This is a genomic window from Lysobacter sp. DMC97 (genome assembly GCF_056313745.1).
In genome coordinates this window covers 520354-538025 of sequence record NZ_JBQUZR010000002.1, presented here as the reverse complement: position 1 = coordinate 538025, position 17672 = coordinate 520354, and the positions used below count along the sequence as shown (strand labels likewise).

General features: G+C 70.2%; 19 protein-coding genes. 8 read left to right on the top strand and 11 right to left on the bottom strand.

Features of this window, described 5'->3' with window-relative positions:
- The first annotated feature begins 29 nt into the window (after window positions 1–29).
- The 7 genes from ACT53Q_RS05235 (at window position 30) to ACT53Q_RS05205 (ending at window position 5675) form a co-directional block, all read left to right on the top strand.
- Complete coding sequence (locus ACT53Q_RS05235) at window positions 30–512, top strand: Mpo1 family 2-hydroxy fatty acid dioxygenase (protein ID WP_476185603.1); 483 nt, start codon at window positions 30–32, stop codon at window positions 510–512.
- Between the two features lie 31 nt (window positions 513–543).
- Complete coding sequence (locus ACT53Q_RS05230; protein ID WP_476185602.1) at window positions 544–1458, top strand: DMT family transporter; 915 nt, start codon at window positions 544–546, stop codon at window positions 1456–1458.
- A gap of 119 nt (window positions 1459–1577) precedes the next feature.
- Complete coding sequence (locus ACT53Q_RS05225) at window positions 1578–2393, top strand: hypothetical protein (protein ID WP_476185601.1); 816 nt, start codon at window positions 1578–1580, stop codon at window positions 2391–2393.
- A gap of 60 nt (window positions 2394–2453) precedes the next feature.
- Window positions 2454–3257, top strand: coding sequence for a hypothetical protein (locus ACT53Q_RS05220; RefSeq protein WP_476185600.1), 804 nt, complete (start codon window positions 2454–2456; stop codon window positions 3255–3257).
- Window positions 3258–3334: 77 nt separating this feature from the next.
- Window positions 3335–3970: a hypothetical protein gene (locus ACT53Q_RS05215; RefSeq protein WP_476185599.1), complete on the top strand. Its 636-nt coding sequence runs from the start codon at window positions 3335–3337 to the stop codon at window positions 3968–3970.
- Between the two features lie 219 nt (window positions 3971–4189).
- On the top strand, window positions 4190–5005 hold the full coding sequence (locus tag ACT53Q_RS05210) for a hypothetical protein (protein ID WP_476185598.1): 816 nt from the start codon (window positions 4190–4192) through the stop codon (window positions 5003–5005).
- A 34-nt stretch (window positions 5006–5039) separates the two neighbouring features.
- Window positions 5040–5675, top strand: coding sequence for a hypothetical protein (locus ACT53Q_RS05205; RefSeq protein ID WP_476185597.1), 636 nt, complete (start codon window positions 5040–5042; stop codon window positions 5673–5675).
- 28 nt (window positions 5676–5703) lie between these two features.
- Here the strand turns inward: ACT53Q_RS05205 and ACT53Q_RS05200 are convergent, their stop codons facing one another.
- The 8 genes from ACT53Q_RS05200 to hppD all read right to left on the bottom strand — a co-directional run bounded on the left by ACT53Q_RS05200 (window position 5704) and on the right by hppD (window position 14051).
- A complete protein-coding gene (locus ACT53Q_RS05200; RefSeq protein ID WP_476185596.1) occupies window positions 5704–6567 on the bottom strand; it encodes an NAD-dependent epimerase/dehydratase family protein in 864 nt (287 codons plus the stop codon).
- A gap of 17 nt (window positions 6568–6584) precedes the next feature.
- Window positions 6585–7943, bottom strand: coding sequence for a sodium:proton antiporter NhaD (gene nhaD, locus ACT53Q_RS05195; protein ID WP_476185595.1), 1359 nt, complete (start codon window positions 7941–7943; stop codon window positions 6585–6587).
- Window positions 7943–9211, bottom strand: coding sequence for a Na+/H+ antiporter NhaA (gene nhaA / locus ACT53Q_RS05190; RefSeq protein ID WP_476185594.1), 1269 nt, complete (start codon window positions 9209–9211; stop codon window positions 7943–7945). The genes nhaD and nhaA overlap by 1 nt, the downstream gene beginning before the upstream one ends.
- 7 nt (window positions 9212–9218) lie before the next feature.
- Window positions 9219–10169 carry a sodium:calcium antiporter gene (locus ACT53Q_RS05185; RefSeq protein WP_476185593.1) on the bottom strand — a complete coding sequence of 317 codons (951 nt, stop codon included), beginning with the start codon at window positions 10167–10169 and terminating at the stop codon, window positions 9219–9221.
- Between the two features lie 130 nt (window positions 10170–10299).
- The gene (locus ACT53Q_RS05180) at window positions 10300–10929 is read right to left on the bottom strand and encodes a lectin (RefSeq protein WP_476185592.1); all 630 of its coding nucleotides are present in this window, start codon (window positions 10927–10929) and stop codon (window positions 10300–10302) included.
- A gap of 159 nt (window positions 10930–11088) precedes the next feature.
- On the bottom strand, window positions 11089–12393 hold the full coding sequence (gene hmgA, locus ACT53Q_RS05175) for a homogentisate 1,2-dioxygenase (protein ID WP_476185591.1): 1305 nt from the start codon (window positions 12391–12393) through the stop codon (window positions 11089–11091).
- A 72-nt stretch (window positions 12394–12465) separates the two neighbouring features.
- Window positions 12466–12960, bottom strand: a complete 495-nt coding sequence (locus ACT53Q_RS05170; RefSeq protein ID WP_476185590.1) for a hypothetical protein — start codon at window positions 12958–12960, stop codon at window positions 12466–12468.
- Window positions 12957–14051, bottom strand: coding sequence for a 4-hydroxyphenylpyruvate dioxygenase (hppD, locus tag ACT53Q_RS05165; protein WP_476185589.1), 1095 nt, complete (start codon window positions 14049–14051; stop codon window positions 12957–12959). Before hppD ends, ACT53Q_RS05170 begins: the two co-directional genes overlap by 4 nt.
- A gap of 100 nt (window positions 14052–14151) precedes the next feature.
- Between hppD and ACT53Q_RS05160 the strand changes: the two genes are divergently transcribed.
- A complete protein-coding gene (locus tag ACT53Q_RS05160; RefSeq protein ID WP_476185588.1) occupies window positions 14152–14619 on the top strand; it encodes a MarR family winged helix-turn-helix transcriptional regulator in 468 nt (155 codons plus the stop codon).
- A gap of 6 nt (window positions 14620–14625) precedes the next feature.
- Here ACT53Q_RS05160 and ACT53Q_RS05155 read toward each other — a convergent pair whose 3' ends face one another.
- The 3 genes from ACT53Q_RS05155 to ACT53Q_RS05145 all read right to left on the bottom strand — a co-directional run bounded on the left by ACT53Q_RS05155 (window position 14626) and on the right by ACT53Q_RS05145 (window position 17665).
- A complete protein-coding gene (locus tag ACT53Q_RS05155) occupies window positions 14626–15057 on the bottom strand; it encodes a hypothetical protein (protein ID WP_476185587.1) in 432 nt (143 codons plus the stop codon).
- Window positions 15058–15232: 175 nt separating this feature from the next.
- Window positions 15233–16762: a peptide MFS transporter gene (locus ACT53Q_RS05150; protein WP_476185586.1), complete on the bottom strand. Its 1530-nt coding sequence runs from the start codon at window positions 16760–16762 to the stop codon at window positions 15233–15235.
- Window positions 16763–17017: 255 nt separating this feature from the next.
- Window positions 17018–17665, bottom strand: coding sequence for an energy-coupling factor ABC transporter permease (locus tag ACT53Q_RS05145; RefSeq protein WP_476171992.1), 648 nt, complete (start codon window positions 17663–17665; stop codon window positions 17018–17020).
- Between the last annotated feature and the right edge of the window lie 7 nt (window positions 17666–17672).

Genomic DNA, 17672 nt, shown 5'->3' with positions numbered 1-17672 from the left:
CGCCCCGCCCCTTTCCGCCGGAGTCCGCCATGACGACCGCCACCGCCGAACGCCCCATCGATGCCTGGTTCGCCAAGTATTCGGCCGACCACCAGAACGAGACCAACCAGACGATCCACTTCATCGCCGTGCCGACCATCCTGTGGACGGTGACGGCGCTGCTGTGGTGCATCCCGGTGCCGGGCACGCTGTTCGGTGCCGGCGCATGGGCCGCGTTCGCGTCGTTCGCCGCGTGGATGTTCTACTACCGCGCCTCGCGCACGCTGGGCTTCGGCATGCTGGCGGTGCTGGTGGTGATGCTCGGCATCGATCGTTACCTGCAGGAGCGCATCGGCCTGTCGATGCTGCTGAAGGTCGCGATCGCGGTGTTCGTGGTCGCATGGATCGCGCAGTTCGTCGGCCACAAGCTCGAAGGCAAGAAGCCGAGCTTCCTCACCGATCTGGTGTACCTGCTGATCGGGCCCGCGTGGGTGCTGGCGAAGGTGATGCGCCGCTTCGGCATCGCGTACTGATGCGCGGGCTTCGCGCGCGCGGCCCGCGCGCATGAGCGATCGCGCCACCGCGGTGCCCGCATCGATCCCCGCTTTTGGCGCGCGCGACTTCGCGCTGGCGCTGATCGTCTGCCTGGCGTGGGCGGGCAACTTCCTCACCTCCGCGTTCGCGCTGCGCGAGGTGCCGCCGTTCCTGTTCAGCGCGGTGCGGCTGGCGCTGCTCGGGGCGATGCTGGTCGCGTTCTTGCGGCCGCCGCCGCGCGACCAGTGGCCGCGGCTGGTGGCGGTGGCGCTGCTCAACGGCGCGCTGCATTTCGGCACCAGCCTGTGGGCGCTGCGCCTCGCGGGCGATGTGTCGTCGCCGGCGATCGTGCTGCAGAGCTACATCCCGATGTCGGTGCTGCTGGCGTGGATGCTGCGCGGCGAACGCTTCGCGTGGCGCACCGGCACGGCGATCGCGGTCAGCTTCGCCGGCGTGCTGGTGCTGGGCTTCGATCCGCTGGTGCTCGATCATCCGGCCGCGCTCGGCATGATGCTGTTCTCGGCGCTGCTGATCGCGCTGGGCACGGTGCTGATGCGCGGACTCTCCGGCGTGGACGCCGTCGGCCTGCAGGGCTGGACCGCGCTGATCGGCGTGCTGCCGCTGCTGGCGATCAGCGCTGCGATCGAGCCCGGCGCTGTCGACGCGCTGCGCGCCGCGAGCCCGGTGGTGTGGGGCGCGGCCGCCTATTCGGCGATCGTCGCGTCGCTGGTCGGGCACACGCTGTTCTTCCGGCTGGTGCAGCGGCACCCCGTGGCGCAGGTGATGCCCTACCTGCTGCTGGTGCCGGTGTTCGCGGTGGCGCTGGGGATCGTGGTGTGGGGTGACCGCCCGGGGCCGCGGCTGTGGCTGGGCGGGGCGATGGTGCTGGGCGGCGTGATGGCGATCGCGCTGCGCGCCCGGGCGAAGGCGCTGGGCCGCGACTGAACGTCCCGGCCGGGGACGTCCGCGGGCGGTTGTCCGATCGCCGCGGCCAATGACGTGAATCCGGGGTACGACACCTTCACCCCGCCGAACGGATCGGCAGCGAACGCCCGGAGCCCGCCATGTCCCGTCTCTTCCTGCGCAAGTTGGTCCGCTTCTGCACGATCGCCGCCTGCGCCGCGGCGGTGGCCACCGGCTGCCAGCTCGATCGCCGCCCGATCAACGCGCCCTACACCCTGCAGCCCGAGCAGTACTGCAGCGGCGACACGCTCACCGCCGGCTTCGACTACCTCGGCGAAGCGAGCTGTCCCGCCGGCGACGACTGCTCCGCGTATTTCCCGACACTCACGCTGTCGAGCCCCACCGGCTCGTTCACGACCACGACCATCCGCGACTACCGCGGCAGCGTGTCGTTCCCGGCCAGCGGCGACACCGTCAGCGTGCACTACGACATCAACAACGACGGCGGCAACGTGCTGATCCCGACCCGCAATCCCGACGGCAGCCCGGGCACGCCGATCGGGCGCACCAACGTGCGCGACGGCGACAAGACCGCGCGCCGCATCACCGGCCCGTTCGAGATCGAACTGACCCACGAGGGCCTGTGCGCCGGCAACACGCCGACCCACGCGCCTGCAAACGTGCCCGGCGCGCCGCGGATCTCGCCCAACGCGCACCTGGTGGGCCTGTGCAACCGCAGCGGCGTGCCGATGGAAGTCACGCTCAGCGGCGGCGTGCCCGGCGCGGTCTACACGCAGACGCTGTCGACCGGCGATTGCATCGATCCGTCGATGCCGGGCGTGCCCACCGGCGTCGACATCTCCACGGTGGTGTCGGTGCGTCCGCTGATCGCCGATCCCGCCGCGCGCTGCAGCGCCGTGGGCCCGAACAATCCGCCGGCGGCGCTGCGCACCGTCGCGCGCATCGCCTGCCGCTGAGGCCACGCGCCTCCGCGCCGCGTCGCCGCCGTCCCGTCCCGTCCACCCAAGGAGTTCCGCATGCGTCCGTCGTACCGTACCGCGTTCCGCTGCACCGTCATCGCCCTGTGCAGTGCGATCGTGGCGACCGGCTGCATCATCAACCGCGGCAACCTGCATCCCGCCTACACCGCCATCGTGCCGCGGCAGTACTGCCCGAGCGACACGATCACGGCGTCGTTCGATTTCCAGGGCACCGACGTCTGCCCGCCGGACGCGAGCTGCGCGAGCTTCTTCCCGGTCGTGGCCATCAGCAGCACGCCGATGGCGTTCACGCCGCAGTCGATCACGAACTTCGTCGGCAGCGTCTCGTTCCCGGCACCGGCGGCGCCCAATGTCAGCGTCCTGTTCAATCCGGATCGCGACAGCGTGCTGGTCCCCACCGCCGAAGTCAGGCCCGAAGGTCGTGTCTTCGTGCAGCGCGAGAGCTTCGACCAGACCCAGGTCGCGACGCGGATCTCCGGCGTCAACCAGGAGCTGGCGCACGACGGCATGTGCGCCGGCGCCACGCCGGTCAACAGCCCGCAGACGCTGCCCGGCCTGCCGCAGTTCTCGGCCAACATGCGCCTGACCGACCTGTGCAACATCAACGCCGTCGCGGTGGTCGTGACCCTGTCCGGCGGCCCCGACGGCAGCACGTACACGCAGACGCTGTCGCCCGGCGCGTGCCTGGGCTCGATGCCCGGCGTGCCGAGCAGCACGGCCGACGCCCGCGTGGTCGACGTGCGCCCGGCCGTCGTCGATCCCGCCACGCGCTGCACCGCGACCGGCCCGAACGTGCCGCCGCCGTCGCTGCGCACGCTCGCGCGGATGAGCTGCCGTTGAACGCGACCGCGCCCCCGTCGCTGCATTCATCGCCCCATGCCCCCGGTCTTCCTTCGACCCCTTCTTCGAGAACGCCCATGACGCTCTTCCGTCCGCTCCTCACGACCGCCCTCGCCGCTTCGCTGTGCGTGCTCGTCGCCCCGACGCGGGTCGAGGCAGTCAACACCGCCACCGCCGACCTGATCGCGCTGGACAAGGCCACCACCACCGGTTATCTCGACGCGCGCGTCTCGCTGTACGCACCACCGAACACCAAGGGCCAGTACGCGGCGCCGACGGTGTATCCGGCGCAGTTGCTGTTCGCGCGACCGGGCCAGTTCCGCTTCGTGCTGCGTCCCGGCGCGAAGAACGAATACCGCGCGGCCGCCAGCGGCGGCGTGGTGAGCTGGATCGACCTCGGCACCGGCCTGTCCGGGCAGGGCAAGACCGTGGATGTCGTCGATCCCGCCGCGCAGGCGCTGCTCGGCACCATCGGCGGACTGCTGCAGTTCGCGCCGGCGAAGGAAGTCGCGGTCAGCACCAAGAACCCCGTGCGCGGTGTCAATCTCGCGCCCCGCAGCTTCGGCACCAGCGTGATCGCCGCGACGGCGTGGTTCGGCAACGACCAGCCCGTCGGGTTCGAGTTCGTCTTCAGCGACCGCAGCCGCGTGTTCATCTCGGTGCTGTCGTTCAAGCAGAACGTGCCGACGAAGCCCGGCGACTTCACGCTCTGATCAACGCCCGCTGACCGCCGCGCCCTGACGCTCTCCACCGCTTCACGGCGGCGCGCCCGTCGCGACGCCCCCGACCAGGATGCCCCTGCATGGATCGCACGCACCTTCGCCGTAGCCACGCGCCCGTGAACCGCACCGGGCCGCCTCCGACCTGCGGCGACACCCGTCGCTGACATCGTCCATCCCGCACCACGCCATTTCCCGACGGAGATCTTCCGCATGTCTTCGATCCGCCTCCTCGTCCGCGGCGGGCTGTCCGTGCTCGCTGCCGGCGTCCTGCTCACCAATGGCTGCGCCCTGCCGCATGCGCCTGTGCCGCCCGGTCAGGACATCGGCCGCGTGTCGCCGGCGCTGTATTGCCCGGGCGACACCGTCAGCGCGAGCTACAACCTCACCCAGGAACAGGCCTGCGTGTCGCGCCCGGGCTTCAGCTGCCCGGATTTGGCGCCGACCATCACCATGACCAGCACGCCCGCCGACTTCGCACCGCAGACGACGACCGGCTTCACCGGCAACGTCGACTTCATGCCGTCGACGGACAGCACCGCCGTGACGTTCACCGCGGCCTCGCCCTCGCTGTTCTATCCGATCACGACCCTGTCGGGCATGCCGGGCTTCCGCTCGCGCTGGCTGGTCAACAACACCGCCACCGCACAGCGCCTCACCGGCACGGTGATGCGGACCGTCGAACACGGCGGCATGTGCGCCGGTGGCCAGCCGGTGAACGCGGACGGCGTGATCCCCGGTCCGCCGGAGCTGTCGTCGAACCTGCGCATCCGCACGATCTGCAACAGCAGCACGCGGCGAATCCGCATCACCGTGCCGGGCGCGCCGGGCAGCATGCTGGAACGCGACCTCGATCCCGGGCAATGCTTCGACACCTCGGAACCGGGCGTGCCCGCGGAAGTCGCCGCGCTGCGCACCTACGCCGTGCGTGCAGTCGTCGTGGATCCCGCCGCGCAGTGCAGCGTGCTGCAGGGCATGACGCCGCCCGCCTCGCTGCGCACCACCGTCACCCTCGGCTGCGGCCAGTGACGCGCCGCCACCGCCCGATTCCAGGAGCCTCGACATGATTCCGCGATCCTTCCTTCGCATCGCCTTCGCGCTGGCGCTCGCGTTCGGCGCCGGCGGCCTGCCGGCCGCACACGCGGCCTCCGCCTCCGCCGACCTCGCCACGCTCGACAAGACGCTCTACAGCGGCCTCGTCGAGGCCAGCGTCGATCGCTATCCCGCGCCCGCCAAGAACGGCAAGCGCGATGCGCCGGAACGCTCTCCGGCCGAGCTGCTGTTCGAACGCCCCGACCGCCTGCGCCTGCGCCTGCGTCCCGGCGCATGGAACGAGTTCGTCGCCGTCGCCGAGGCCGGCACCGTGCGCTGGCAGGACAAGGCCACCGGCCTGTCCGGCAAGGACAGCACCGACGCCGCGCTCGATCCGCTCGCGGTGTGGCTGCTCGGCACCGCCGGCGAACTCTTCCGTTTCGGCAAGGCGTTCGACCTGCCGCCGGGCACGCCCAAGTCCGGCGTGTACGGCGCACGGCTCGCGCCCGACACTTACGGCACCAGCGTCGCCGACGCGATGGTCTGGTTCGCGAACGGCCATCCGACCGGGCTGGACGTGCGCTTTGTTGATGGCACGTCGGTGTTCGTGGCGATACTGCGCTTCGACCGCAACGTGAAGACGTCGCCGGGCGATTTCGACCTGTGAGTCACCCGCGTCCTCCGCAGGAGGACGCTCACTCCGCCGCGGCGAACATCGCCGCGGTCGGGCGGAAGCGGCGCGGCGCGTAGGCGAAATCGCGGCGCGCGTCGGCATCGTCGAACACCAGGTCGTTGCGCATCCGCCGCACCGCGGCTTCGTTGAAATCCAGCGCGAAGCCCGCCGCGTGCGCCGCCGCCAGCAGCGCGTTGAAGAACGGCGACGGCAGTTCGTGCAGCCGCGCCGGCGGTTGGAGCGCGGCGCACACCCGCGTCACCATCTCGCGATACGGCAACGTCTCGCCGCCGGGCAGCGCGTAGGCGCGGCCGTGCGCGGCGCGCGCGTCGTGCGCGAGGAACGCGGCGCGCGCGAGATCGTCCGCGTGCACGGGCTGGCGCAGGCCGTTGGCGTCGCGCGGCAGCGCGATGCGCCCGAAGCGGCGCGCGATCGCCGCGATCCGGCTCAGGTTCCTGTCGCGGCCGCGGCCGTAGACCAGCGTCGGCCGCAGCACCGTGGCGCCTTCGCCGCGCGCGGCCGCGGTCTCGAACAGCCGCTGTTCGGCGGTGCGCAGGCGCTCGGCGAGTTCGCGCTCGCCGGCATCGGCCGAGCCGCGCTTGGCATCGATGCTGGTCGAACCGAACGCGACCACGCGCGGCGTGCGCACGGCGGTGCGCGCATGCCACGCGGCGAACAGGTCGAGCGGCCCGCAGCAGAACACCGCGTCGGGTCGCGACGGCAGGCCGTCGTCGCGCGACAGATCGGCGCGCCGCCATTCCAGGCCCGGACGATCGGGATACATCTCGCGCGACACGGCGACCACGCGCCAGCCGTCGTCGCGGAGCAGGTCGAGCAGCGGCAGGCCGATCTGCCCGCTGGCGCCGAACACGAGCGCGGTTTTCATGCAGAAGGCGCCATCGTTCAGAAGTACCGCGCGTTGACCGCGAAGTGGACGGCGATCGACGCGGCGTAGCCCAGCGCCACCGCCCACGTCCATTTCAGGTGTCCGAAGAACGTGTACTGCCCGCGCGCCTGCCCCATCAGCGCCACGCCCGCGGCCGAGCCCACCGACAGCAGGCTGCCGCCGACGCCGGCGGTGAGCGTGACCAGCAGCCACTGCCCGGTGCTCATGTCCGGCGCCATCTGCAAGACCGCGACCATCATCGGGATGTTGTCGAGCACCGCCGAGAGCAGGCCGACGAGGATGTTCGCCTGCGTCGCGCCGAGGTCGCCGTAGAACACCTGCGAGCCCAGCGCCAGCCAGCCGCAATAACCGAGCGCGCCGACGCAGAGGATCACGCCGAAGAAGAACAGCAGCGTGTCCCACTCCGCGCGCGCCACCTGCTCGTAACTGTCGAAGGCGTCGACGTCGCCGGGCGCGCCCTGGCGGTCGAAGTCGGCCAGCTCCTGTGCGTCCGCGCCCTGCGCATCGCGCGCCGCGACCGTGCGCGACAGCCGCCAACCGTAGAGCTTCAGCAGCGCCAGCCCGGCCATCATCCCGAGGAATGGCGGCAGGTGCAGGAACTGGTGGAAGCCCACCGCCAGCACGATGGTCAGCGCGAACAGCGCGACGATGACCAGCGCGCCGCGGCGCAGCGACACGGCTTCGTCGGACGGTGCCGGCGCGCCCGCCGGCACGGCCGGATGCATGCACAGCGCCGGCACCAGCCAGTTCACCAGCGCCGGCAGGAACAGCGCGAAGAACGTCCAGAAGCCGACGTGCCCGTGCTGCCACACCATCAGCGTGGTGATGTCGCCGAACGGCGTGAACGCGCCGCCGGCATTCGCGGACACGACGATGTTCACGCACGCCAGCGCGACGAACTTCGGGCTGTCGCGGCCCACCGCCAGCACCACGGCGCACATCACCAGCGCGGTGGTGAGGTTGTCGATCAGCGCCGACATCGGGAACGCCAATGCGCCGGTGGCCCAGAACAATCGCCGGTAACCCCAACCGCGACGCAGCAAGCGCACGCGCAACGCTTCGAACAGGCGCCGCTCGCTCATCGCGTTGACGTAGGTCATCGCCGCGAGCAGGAACAACAGCAATTCCGCGTATTCGACGAGGTAGTGGCGCACCGCTTCGGCGAGCTGTTCGGACGCGCCCAGCGGCGCCGACACCACCGCCAGCACGGCCCAGATCACCGCCGCGGCCAGCATCATCGGCTGCGACTTGCGCAGCTGCGTGGATTCCTCGGCGATCACCAGCGCGTAGGCCGCGACGAACAGCACGATCGCCGCGATCCCGGCCCAGTGCGCGGTGAAATCGACGCCGGCCATCAGGACGCGGACGCAGGATCGGGCGCGTCATCCGCCACGCGATCCCGCGCCGGCGGCAGCGCCACGCGCAGCCAGGCGTAGCCCGCGGTCGCGGCCAGCACCGACGCAGCGAGCACGCCGAGCACACTGTCGCGGGCCAGTCCGGGCGTGGCCTCGAACGCCAGCGAGGCGATGAACAGGCTCATCGTGAAGCCGATGCCGCACAGCAGGCCCAGCCCGACCACCGCGCGAAAGGTCATGCCCTCGCCGAAGCGCGCGAGCCCGGTGACATGCGCGAGCACCGCGGCAGTGACAATCCCGATCGGCTTGCCCAGCAGCAGCCCCAGCGCGATGCCCAGCGGCACCGGCGCCAGCGCATCGGCCGGCGACAGGCCCGCGAGCGACAGGCCGGCGTTGGCGAACGCGAACAGCGGCAGGATGCCGTACGCCACCCACGGATGCAGCGCGTGTTCGAGATGCTCCAGCGGCGAATGCTCGATCTCGTCGTCGATGGCGTCGTCGCGGCGCACGTGCGGGATCATCAGCCCGGTGACGACGCCGGCCAGCGTGGCGTGCACGCCCGACTTCAGCACGCACACCCAGACCACGACGCCGAGCAGCAGGTAGGGCGTCAACGCGCGCACGCCGAAACGGTTCAACGCGAACATCGCCACGATCGCGACGCCCGCGCCCGCGAGCGCGACGCCGGAGAGTTCGCTGGTGTAGAACAGCGCGATGATGACGATCGCGGCGAGGTCGTCGAGCACCGCGATCGTCGACAGCAGCAGCTTCATCGCCACCGGCGCGCGCGAGCCCAGCAAGGACAGGATGCCGAGCGCGAACGCGATGTCGGTGGCGGCGGGGATCGCCCAGCCGCGCATCGCCAGCGCGTCGCCGCGATTGACCGTTGCGTAGATCAGCGCCGGCAACGCCACGCCGGCCGCGGCGCACAGCAGCGGCTGCAGCAGCTGGCCGACGCTGGACAGCTGCCCGCTGAGCACTTCGCGCTTGATCTCCAGCGCGACCAGCAGGAAGAAGATCGCCATCAGGCCGTCGTTGATCCACAGCAGCAGCGGCTTGGCGAGGTTCAGCGGCCCCACGCGCACCTGCACCGGCAGGTCGCGAAAGGCGTCGTACAGGCCCGACAGCGGCGAGTTCGCCGACAGCATCGCCAGCACCGCGGCGGCGATCAGCAGGATGCCGCCCGCGGCTTCCAGCCGGAAGAATTCCTGCAGGGCGCGCGCCGCGCGCGGCGGCAGGACGCGGGCGAGGCTGCCGCCGGGCGTCATGCGCCGGTCACCGCGTGCCGAACAGTTCGAACGCCAGCCACGCGAGGAAGGCCAGCAACAGCACCCAGCCCTCGGCGCGACTGATCTGCAGGTCGCGGCGCAGCATCGGATACAGCAGCAGTGCCGACGCCAGCGCGGCCGGCAGTTCGAAGCGGACGAACGAATCCGGCACCGGCAGGTCACGGATCGCGGCCATGCCGCCGACCACGATCAGCAGGTTGAACAGGCTGGAGCCGATGACATGGCCGACGACGATGTCGCCCAGCCCGCGCCGCGCCGCGGCGACCGCAGCCGCGGCTTCGGGCACCGCGGTGGCGATCGCGACCACGATCAGGCCGGTGATCAGCGGCGTGAAGCCCCAGGCGAGGCCCACGACCGGCGCGTGCGTCACCAGCAGCTTCGCGCCGAAGAACAGGAACGCCCCGCCCAGCGCGAAGCGCAGCAGGTTGCGGCCGAGGCCGGTGTCGGTGTCGAGATAGCCGGCGAGCGTCGCGTGCAGCTCGGGCGACTCGCGGCCGCTGCGGGTGAGCACGAAGGCCAGCACCGCGATGAACACGACGACCAGGCCGATGCCTTCGATGCGCGTGAGCACGCCGTCGTAGCCCAGCGCGATCACCGCGATGGTCGCGGCGACGAGGCAGGCCAGCAGCGGCCCCAGCGCGCGCCAGCGCACCGCCAGCGGCGCGGCGATGGCCGCGAGACCGAGAGTGAGACCGACGTTGACGATGTTGCTGCCCACGGCATTGCCGAGCGCGAGACTCTGGCTGCCGACGAACAGCGCGCGGAGGTTGACCGCCAGCTCCGGGATCGACGTGCCGAAGGCCACCAGCAACAGGCCGGTGGCGAACGCCGACAGCCCGAAGCGCCGCGCCAGCCCGGACGCGCCCTTGAGCACCGAATCGCCGCCCAGCGCCAGCAACGCGAGCGCCAGCACGCACCAGCCGATGGCCTCGAACATCGCGCGTTCTCCGGAAGGATGAATCGCCCGATTCTATGCCAGATGGCCGGTCAGGCCCATGCAGGTCAGGTCCATGCGGATCGGACCCATGCCGCTCGGGCCCATGCCGGCCAGTCGCATCGAACGCGCGTCAGCCGCAGCCTTCGACGTAATCGATCTGCGGCGGCACGCCGATGCGCCACGCGACGACGACGTCGTGTGCGTCGGTCTCGAACACCAGCGCCGCGCCGCTGCCGGCCGGATCGGCCACGCGCAGCGTGCGCGCGCCTTCGACGTACTTGTGCGGCATCGACTGCGCGCCGGGATGCAGCGCGAGGATCCGCGCCGCGGTCGTGCCGACCGTGCCGCCGCCCGGCGCGACGATGTCCGGCGTGGCGACGTCGATCCGCGCGAACTTGCCGCCCTCGACCATGAAGGCGATGCGCGGCGGGCCGTCGCCGCCCGGCGTCGGCACCAGCCGATGGCAGCCGTCCGGCTCGGACGGCGCACCGGCGAGGTCCTTGCCCCAGGCCATGCGCACCGCTTCCGCATCCGCGCCGAAGGCGGCGGGACCGAAGCCGGCGTAGGTGATCGCGCCGGAGGCCGGCGCCGGCGCGGCCGGCGTCTGCGGCATCGGGGCCGGCGTGTCCGCAGGCGCGGGCGTGGCGGAGGCAGGCGGTGGCGCGGCCCCGGCGGCGGGCTGCGGTGTGCGTTCGCCGCAGCCGGCGATCACGAACGTGGCGACGAACAGGCAGGACAACGACAGGCAACGGGGCGACATGGGGGCGGCTCCGGCAAACGGGAGCACCGAGCATGGCCGCGCGTGGCTGAAGACGCGGGCACCCTGCGTCGCGCAATCGCCCGCCGGGCGTGCTGCACGACGCGACCGGCGACCGGCGCCGGTCGCGCGGATCAGATCGCGCGGATCAAGTCGCGGAGATCAGCCGGTGAAGTGCTTGCGCAGGCCGGTCCAGCACTGCGTGTACTCGCGCTGGCGGTGCGCGGCGTCCAGCGCCTGCCGGGTGGGCCGGATCGTGGCCCGCGTCTCGAACATGAAGGCCATCGTGTCGCGGATGTAGTCCGGCTTCGACGTGTCGCTGTGCGAGGCCTTCTCGAACGTCACCGCATCCGGGCCGTGGCCGGTCATGCAGTTGTGGATCGAGCAGCCGCCGGGCAGGAAGCCGTCGGCCTTGGCGTCGTACACGCCGTGGATCAGGCCCATGAACTCGCTGGCGATGTTGCGGTGGAACCACGGCGGCCGGAAGGTGTTCTCCATCGCCAGGATGCGCGGCGGGAAGATCACGAAGTCCAGGTTGCCCACGCCGGCGGAATCGGTGGGCGAGGTCAGCACGAGGAAGATGCTGGGATCGGGATGGTCGTGGCTGATCGACCCGATCGTGTTGAAGCGGCGCAGATCGTACTTGTACGGCGCGTGGTTGCCGTGCCACGCCACCACGTCGAGCGGCGAATGGTCGATCGGCGCACGCCACAGGTGGCCCTGGAACTTGGCGATCAGCTCGAAGTCGCCCTCGACGTCTTCGTACGCCGCGTTGGGCGTGAGGAAATCGCGTGGATTCGCGAGGCCGTTGCTGCCGATCGGGCCGAGGTCCGGGATGCGCAGGAACGCGCCGAAGTTCTCGCACACGTAGCCGCGCGCGACGCCGTCGGGCAGCGACACGCGGAAGCGGATGCCGCGCGGGATCACCGCGATCTCCTGCGGCTCGACCTCGACCACGCCCAGCTCGGTGTCGATCTTCAGCCGGCCCTGCTGCGGCACGATCAGCATCTCGGCGTCGGCGTTGTAGAAGAAGCGGCCGGTCATGTCGCGGTTCGCCGCGTACAGCAGCATCGCGACGCCCGACATCGCCGCGGGCGAGCCGTTGCCGGCCATCGTGAACAGGCCGTCGATGAAATCGACCGCGGCCGCGGCGGCATCGATGCCCGGCAGTGGCAGCGGGCTCCAGCGCAGCTGGTCCGGCGGCACCGGGCCGTCGCCGAAGTCATTGTGGAATTCCGGCTGCGCGTGCGCGAGGAAACCGCCGTGCATCACGCCCGGCCGGATGCGGTACATCCAGCTGCGGCGGTTCTGGTGCCGCGGCGCGGTGAACGCGGTGCCGTTGATCTGCTCCGCGTACAGCCCGTGCGCGACCTGCTGCGGCGAATTGCGCCCCACCGGCAGCGCGCCGGGCAGCGCCTCGCTGGCGAATTCGTTGCCGAAGCCGGATTGATAACCGTTGGATTTCATCGTGATCACCTAAGCTGTGGCAGGCACGGCCCGCCGTTCCGACGATGACGCGGGCCGCTCGCGCGGCCGGGATCAGGGCGCCGCGGGCGCCATGCGCAATTCCAGTGCCGAGGCCAGCGCGAGGATGCGCGGCAGATCGCACCGCAGCACCACGAACGCGATCAACTCGTCGCTCAACCCCGTTTCGAAGATCAGCAGCCGGTAGCCGCCGCGATCGGTGCCGCGCTCGGCCAGCCGTTCGTCCAGCCAGGCGAAATAGGCGTCGACCGGCTCGCCCCAGAACACTTCCGGGAATGCCGGAAGCGGTTCGGAGAACTGGTCGTCGATCTGCTCGTGCAGCTCATCGATCTTGTCGGAGCAGACCGTGTAATCGGCCAATGCGAACTGCAGCGCGACCGCGCGATACCACGCCGCATCGGCGTCGAGCTCGGCCATGAACGCCAGCTCCGGATCACTCTCGGCGGCCTCGACCTGCACCGCCAGCACCTCGAGCGCTTCCCCGCTCTCATCGCCGCAGGACAACAGCGCGATCAGCTCCCGGAGCGCGGCGCCGGCCATGGCGGTCACAACACCCCGCGCCGCATCTGGTCGCGTTCGATGCTCTCGAACAGCGCCTTGAAGTTGCCTTCGCCGAAGCCTTCGTTGCCCTTGCGCTGGATGATCTCGAAGAAGATCGGGCCGATCGCGTTCTGTGTGAAGATCTGCAGCAACTTGCGCTGCGAATCGTTCGGGTCCGCGTCGATCAGGATCTTGTTCTTCGCCAGCCGCGCGAGGTCCTCGCCGTGGTTCGGCACGCGTTCGTCGACGACGTCGAAGTAGGTGTCGGGCGTGTCGAGGAATTCGATGCCGTTGGCGCGCATCGCCTCGACGGTGACGTAGATGTCGTCGGTGAAGCAGGCGATGTGCTGGATGCCTTCGCCGTTGTACTGCTGCAGGTATTCGTTGATCTGCGACTTCGGATCGCTGGACTGGTTCAGCGGGATGCGCACGATGCCGTCCGGCGCGGTCATCGCCTTCGACAGCAGGCCGGTCTTCGCGCCCTTGATGTCGAAGTAGCGGATCTCGCGGAAGTTGAACAGGCGCTCGTAGTAATCCGCCCACTTCTCCATGTTGCCGAAGTAGAGGTTGTGGGTGAGGTGGTCGATGAAGGTCAGGCCCAGGCCCTTCGGCATCATCTCGGCGCCCGGCAGCCACTCGTAGTCGGGATCATGGATGGTGCCCTTGTCGTCGTAGCGGTCGACGATGTACAGCATGCAGCCGCCGATGCCTTCGATGACCGGCGCGGCCACGGCCTTGGTCAGTTCCTTGTGCGTGATCGGCGTGGCGCCGTTCTTCAGCGCCTGCACCCGCACCCATTCGGCGAGCTTGTTGACGCGGATCGCGAAACCGCAGGCGCAGGGGCCGTGCTTCGCGGCGAAATCGGCGGCGAAGGAATCCGGATCCTCGTTCACCAGGAACGTGCAGTCGCCCTGGCGGTAGGTGCTGATCGCGCGGGTCTTGTGCTTCGCGACCATGACGAAGCCGAGGCGGCGCAGGTAGTCGTGCAGGTGCGCGGCCTGGTCCGCGGGCGCGGCGAATTCGACGAACTCGAAGCCGTCGATGCCCATCGGGTTCTCGAAGGTGACGATCGACATGCCGGGATCGGGCTGTGCATTCATGGCGGGCTTCCTGGAGGCGGACGAGACGAAGCGCGACCGCGCTTGCGGCGGTCGCGTGCCGCGAATATAGTTTCAGATGAAACTATATGCAAGGGATGTCATGACCGCCGACGCCGCCCCGCACGCGCAGCTCGATCTCGAGCATTTCCTGCCCTACCGGCTGAGCGTGGTCAGCAACCGCATCAGCCAGCACATCGCCGAGATCTACATGGCGCGCTTCGGCATCGGCATCACCGAGTGGCGCGTCATCGCGGTGCTGGGGCGCGAGCCGGGACTGTCGGCGAACGGCGTGGCCGAACGCACGGCGATGGACAAGGTCGCCGTGAGCCGCGCGCTGGCGCGGATGCTGGAACGCGGTCTGGTGCAGCGCGACACGCACGGCGACGATCGCCGCCGCTCCGTGCTGGAGCTCAGCGCCGCCGGTTACGGCATCTACGACGAAGTGGTGCCGCTGGCGCTGGCGCGCGAACGCGCGCTGCTGGCGCATTTCGCCGAGGGCGAGAAGGCGCAGCTGGAAACGCTGCTGGAGAAACTGGCACGCGGCCTGCGCGATCTCGACGAGGCATGAGCCGCGTCAGTGCAGCCAGCCGCGCCGCGTCGCGCGGCGGGCGAACCACAACAGGAACGACGCGCCCGCGATCACCAGCGCAGGCATGATCAGCGCGCGCGGACCGTAGGCGACGTAGGCCTTCGCGATCAACACCACGTAGCTCATCTGCGCGAGCACGCCGAGCAGCGACAGCAGCAGCACCAGCGGGGCCCAGCGGCTGCGCACCAGCAGGAGCAGGCAGCCGGCGACGCCGCCGAACACCGCGAATGCGTAGGCGACCGTGACCCAGCCGGGGATCGCGGCGTAGGCCGCGCGTTCGGCCGGCGGCAGCGCCGCCAGCGCCTCGGGCGTCATCGTGGCCTGCGCGATGTAGGCCATCACGCCCATCAGGTTCCAGGCCAGCATCAGGATCGCGACGACCCAATACGTCGTCGATGGCCGGTTCACAGCTTGCATCGCGGATCTCCCCTGCTTCGGGCCGCGCGGCCCGTGGACGACACCCCTCGATCCTTCGTGAACGACTTCCCGCCGGCATCCCCCCGGCGTCCCCTCATCGGAAAACGGGCCCGCGCATGCACGGACCCGTTTCCCTGCACCTCACGCAGCCCGGCAAGCCGGGCGCGACACCAGCTTACTTCACGCCGTGCATCAGTTTGTTGACCAGGCCGCCGACCACGAACAGCAGCACGCCGGCGCCGGCGAGGATGTAGAAGCCCATCGTGTAGGCCGCCAGCGCCGAACCGGTGGTCATGCCGCCCTCGCCGCTGGCGTGGCCGGCGAAGATGCCCGCGAGGTTGTTGCCGATCGCGATCGACAGGAACCACGCGCCCATGGCGAAACCGGCGAGGCGCTGCGGCGCCAGCTTGGTCACCATCGACAGGCCGATCGGCGACAGGCACAGCTCGCCGACGGACTGGATCCAGTACACCGCGAACAGCGTCCAGAACGGGATCTTGCCGTCGTCGCCGATCAGCTTGGTCAGCGCGAACATCAGCAGCAGGAAGGCCAGGCCGTTGAAGATCAGGCCGAGGCTGAACTTGCGCGGGATCGACGGGTTGGCGCGGCCCATCTTCACCCAGATCCACGCGATGATCGGCGCGAGGGTGATGATCGCCACCGAGTTCACGCTCTGGAACCACGACACCGGGAACGCCGGCTCGCCGGCGAAGGTGTTGAACAGCCCGTGCATGCCGATGTCGCGGTTGACGATCTTCTCGGCGAGGAAGTTGAACGAGCTGCCGGCCTGCTCGAAGAAGCACCAGAAGAACACGTTGAAGGCGAGGATGATCAGCATCGCGATCACCTTGTCGCGCGGCACGTTGCCTTCGCGGATGCCTTCGACCAGCAGCATGATGGCCGGGCCGACCAGCAACGCCATCAGGATGTACTGCAGCACCGTGGCGTCGATGGTGAGCAGCGCGTAGAACACCGGGATCGCCGCGGCGGCGCCGATCGCCACCAGCACCACGCGCTTGAGGCTGGTCGCTTCCGGCGGCGGCAGGCCGATGCCCTTGAGCTGGCTGCGGCCGAACCAGAACCACACGAGGCTGACCAGCATGCCGATGCCGGCGGCGATGAACACCACCTTGTAGGCGGGCATCTCGGCGCCGAAGACCTTCTTCGCCAGGTACTGGGTGATCAGCGGCGCGAGGAACGCGCCGAGGTTGATGCCCATGTAGAAGATGGTGAAGCCGGCGTCGCGGCGCGCATCGCCCTGCATGTAGAGCTTGCCGACCATGGTCGAGATGATCGGCTTGAACAGGCCGTTGCCGACGATGATGGTGGCGAGGCCGAGCTTGAAGACCGTCTCGGTGGGCACCGCCAGCATGAACAGGCCGATGGCCATGATCACCGCGCCGAGCAGGATCGAGCGCTGGTAGCCGATCAGCTTGTCGGCGACGTAGCCGCCGAAGATCGCGCCGGCATAGACCAGCGCCAGGTAGGCGCCGTAGAGCTCGCTGGCCGGCTTCTCGCCGGACGCATCGCCGCCGTGGAACTGGGCGACGATGTACAGCGTCATGGCCCAGCGGATGCCGTAGAACGCGAAGCGCTCCCAGAACTCGGACATGAAGAGCATCCACAGCGGCCTGGGATGCCCCAGGACCTGCTGGAAGTCGGGAATGACCTGGGTTCGGTCGTCTGAAACGGACGCTCCGCTCATGCGGTTTCTCTCTGCTGGCGATGGAAACGGGAATCGAAGCCGCGCCGCGGGGCGGGCCGCCGGAGGATGACCGACCGGGTTCCGGGCGTCAAACCGCGGCGCCTGCTGCGCCGCAGCAGGCCGGTCTCGTGCAGGATGCCGGCCGCCCGGCCGCGCGTCCACGCCGGACGGCGGATCGCCACGGTCGGCAAGGCGGCGTCGACAGGCCCGCGTCGACTGGCCGGCTTCGACTGGTCGGGCCGGCGCGCCGCGGCGTCAGCGCGAACGCAGGTAGCGTGCGTCGTCGAAGCTGGCGCACCACTGCGGTCGGTAGACGACGACCAGCGCCATCGTCCCGCCGCAGAAGAAGCCTTCGCCGAACATCATCGGCGGCGTGGCCGCGAGGTACGCCGCGAGCGCGGGATCGTCCAGCCACGCGGACACGCCCGCCTTCAGCAGGTTCGCGGCGGCGATCGCCAGCGCGCCGCCGAGGAAGCCGCGGATCCACACATACACCAGCGGGTTCTGCGGCAGCCGCGATTCGATGAAGCGGCCCACCGCCTCGGTGACGAGCACCGGCACCGCGCCGCAGACCAGGAAATCCGCGGCCCAGCCCTGCCAGTCGCTGCCCATCGCGGTGGCCGCGGCGCTGACCATCGCCAGCGACCACAGCGCGAAGCGCGGGCCGAACATCAGCGTCGCCGCGGTGGCGCCGAGGAAATGCAGCTTCACGCCCTGCAGCGCGTCGGCGTTGAACCAGCGCATGCCGGCCAGCAGCAGCGTGGCGATCGCCAGCACGCGCACGGCTTCGGCGTCGTTGCGCACCTTGTGCCAGGGCAGGCGTCGCGCCGCCCAGGCCAGCACCGCCGCCGCGCCTGCCCAGGCGAGTCCCTGCGCGACCGGCGGCAGCGGCACGGCGTCCATGCGCGGC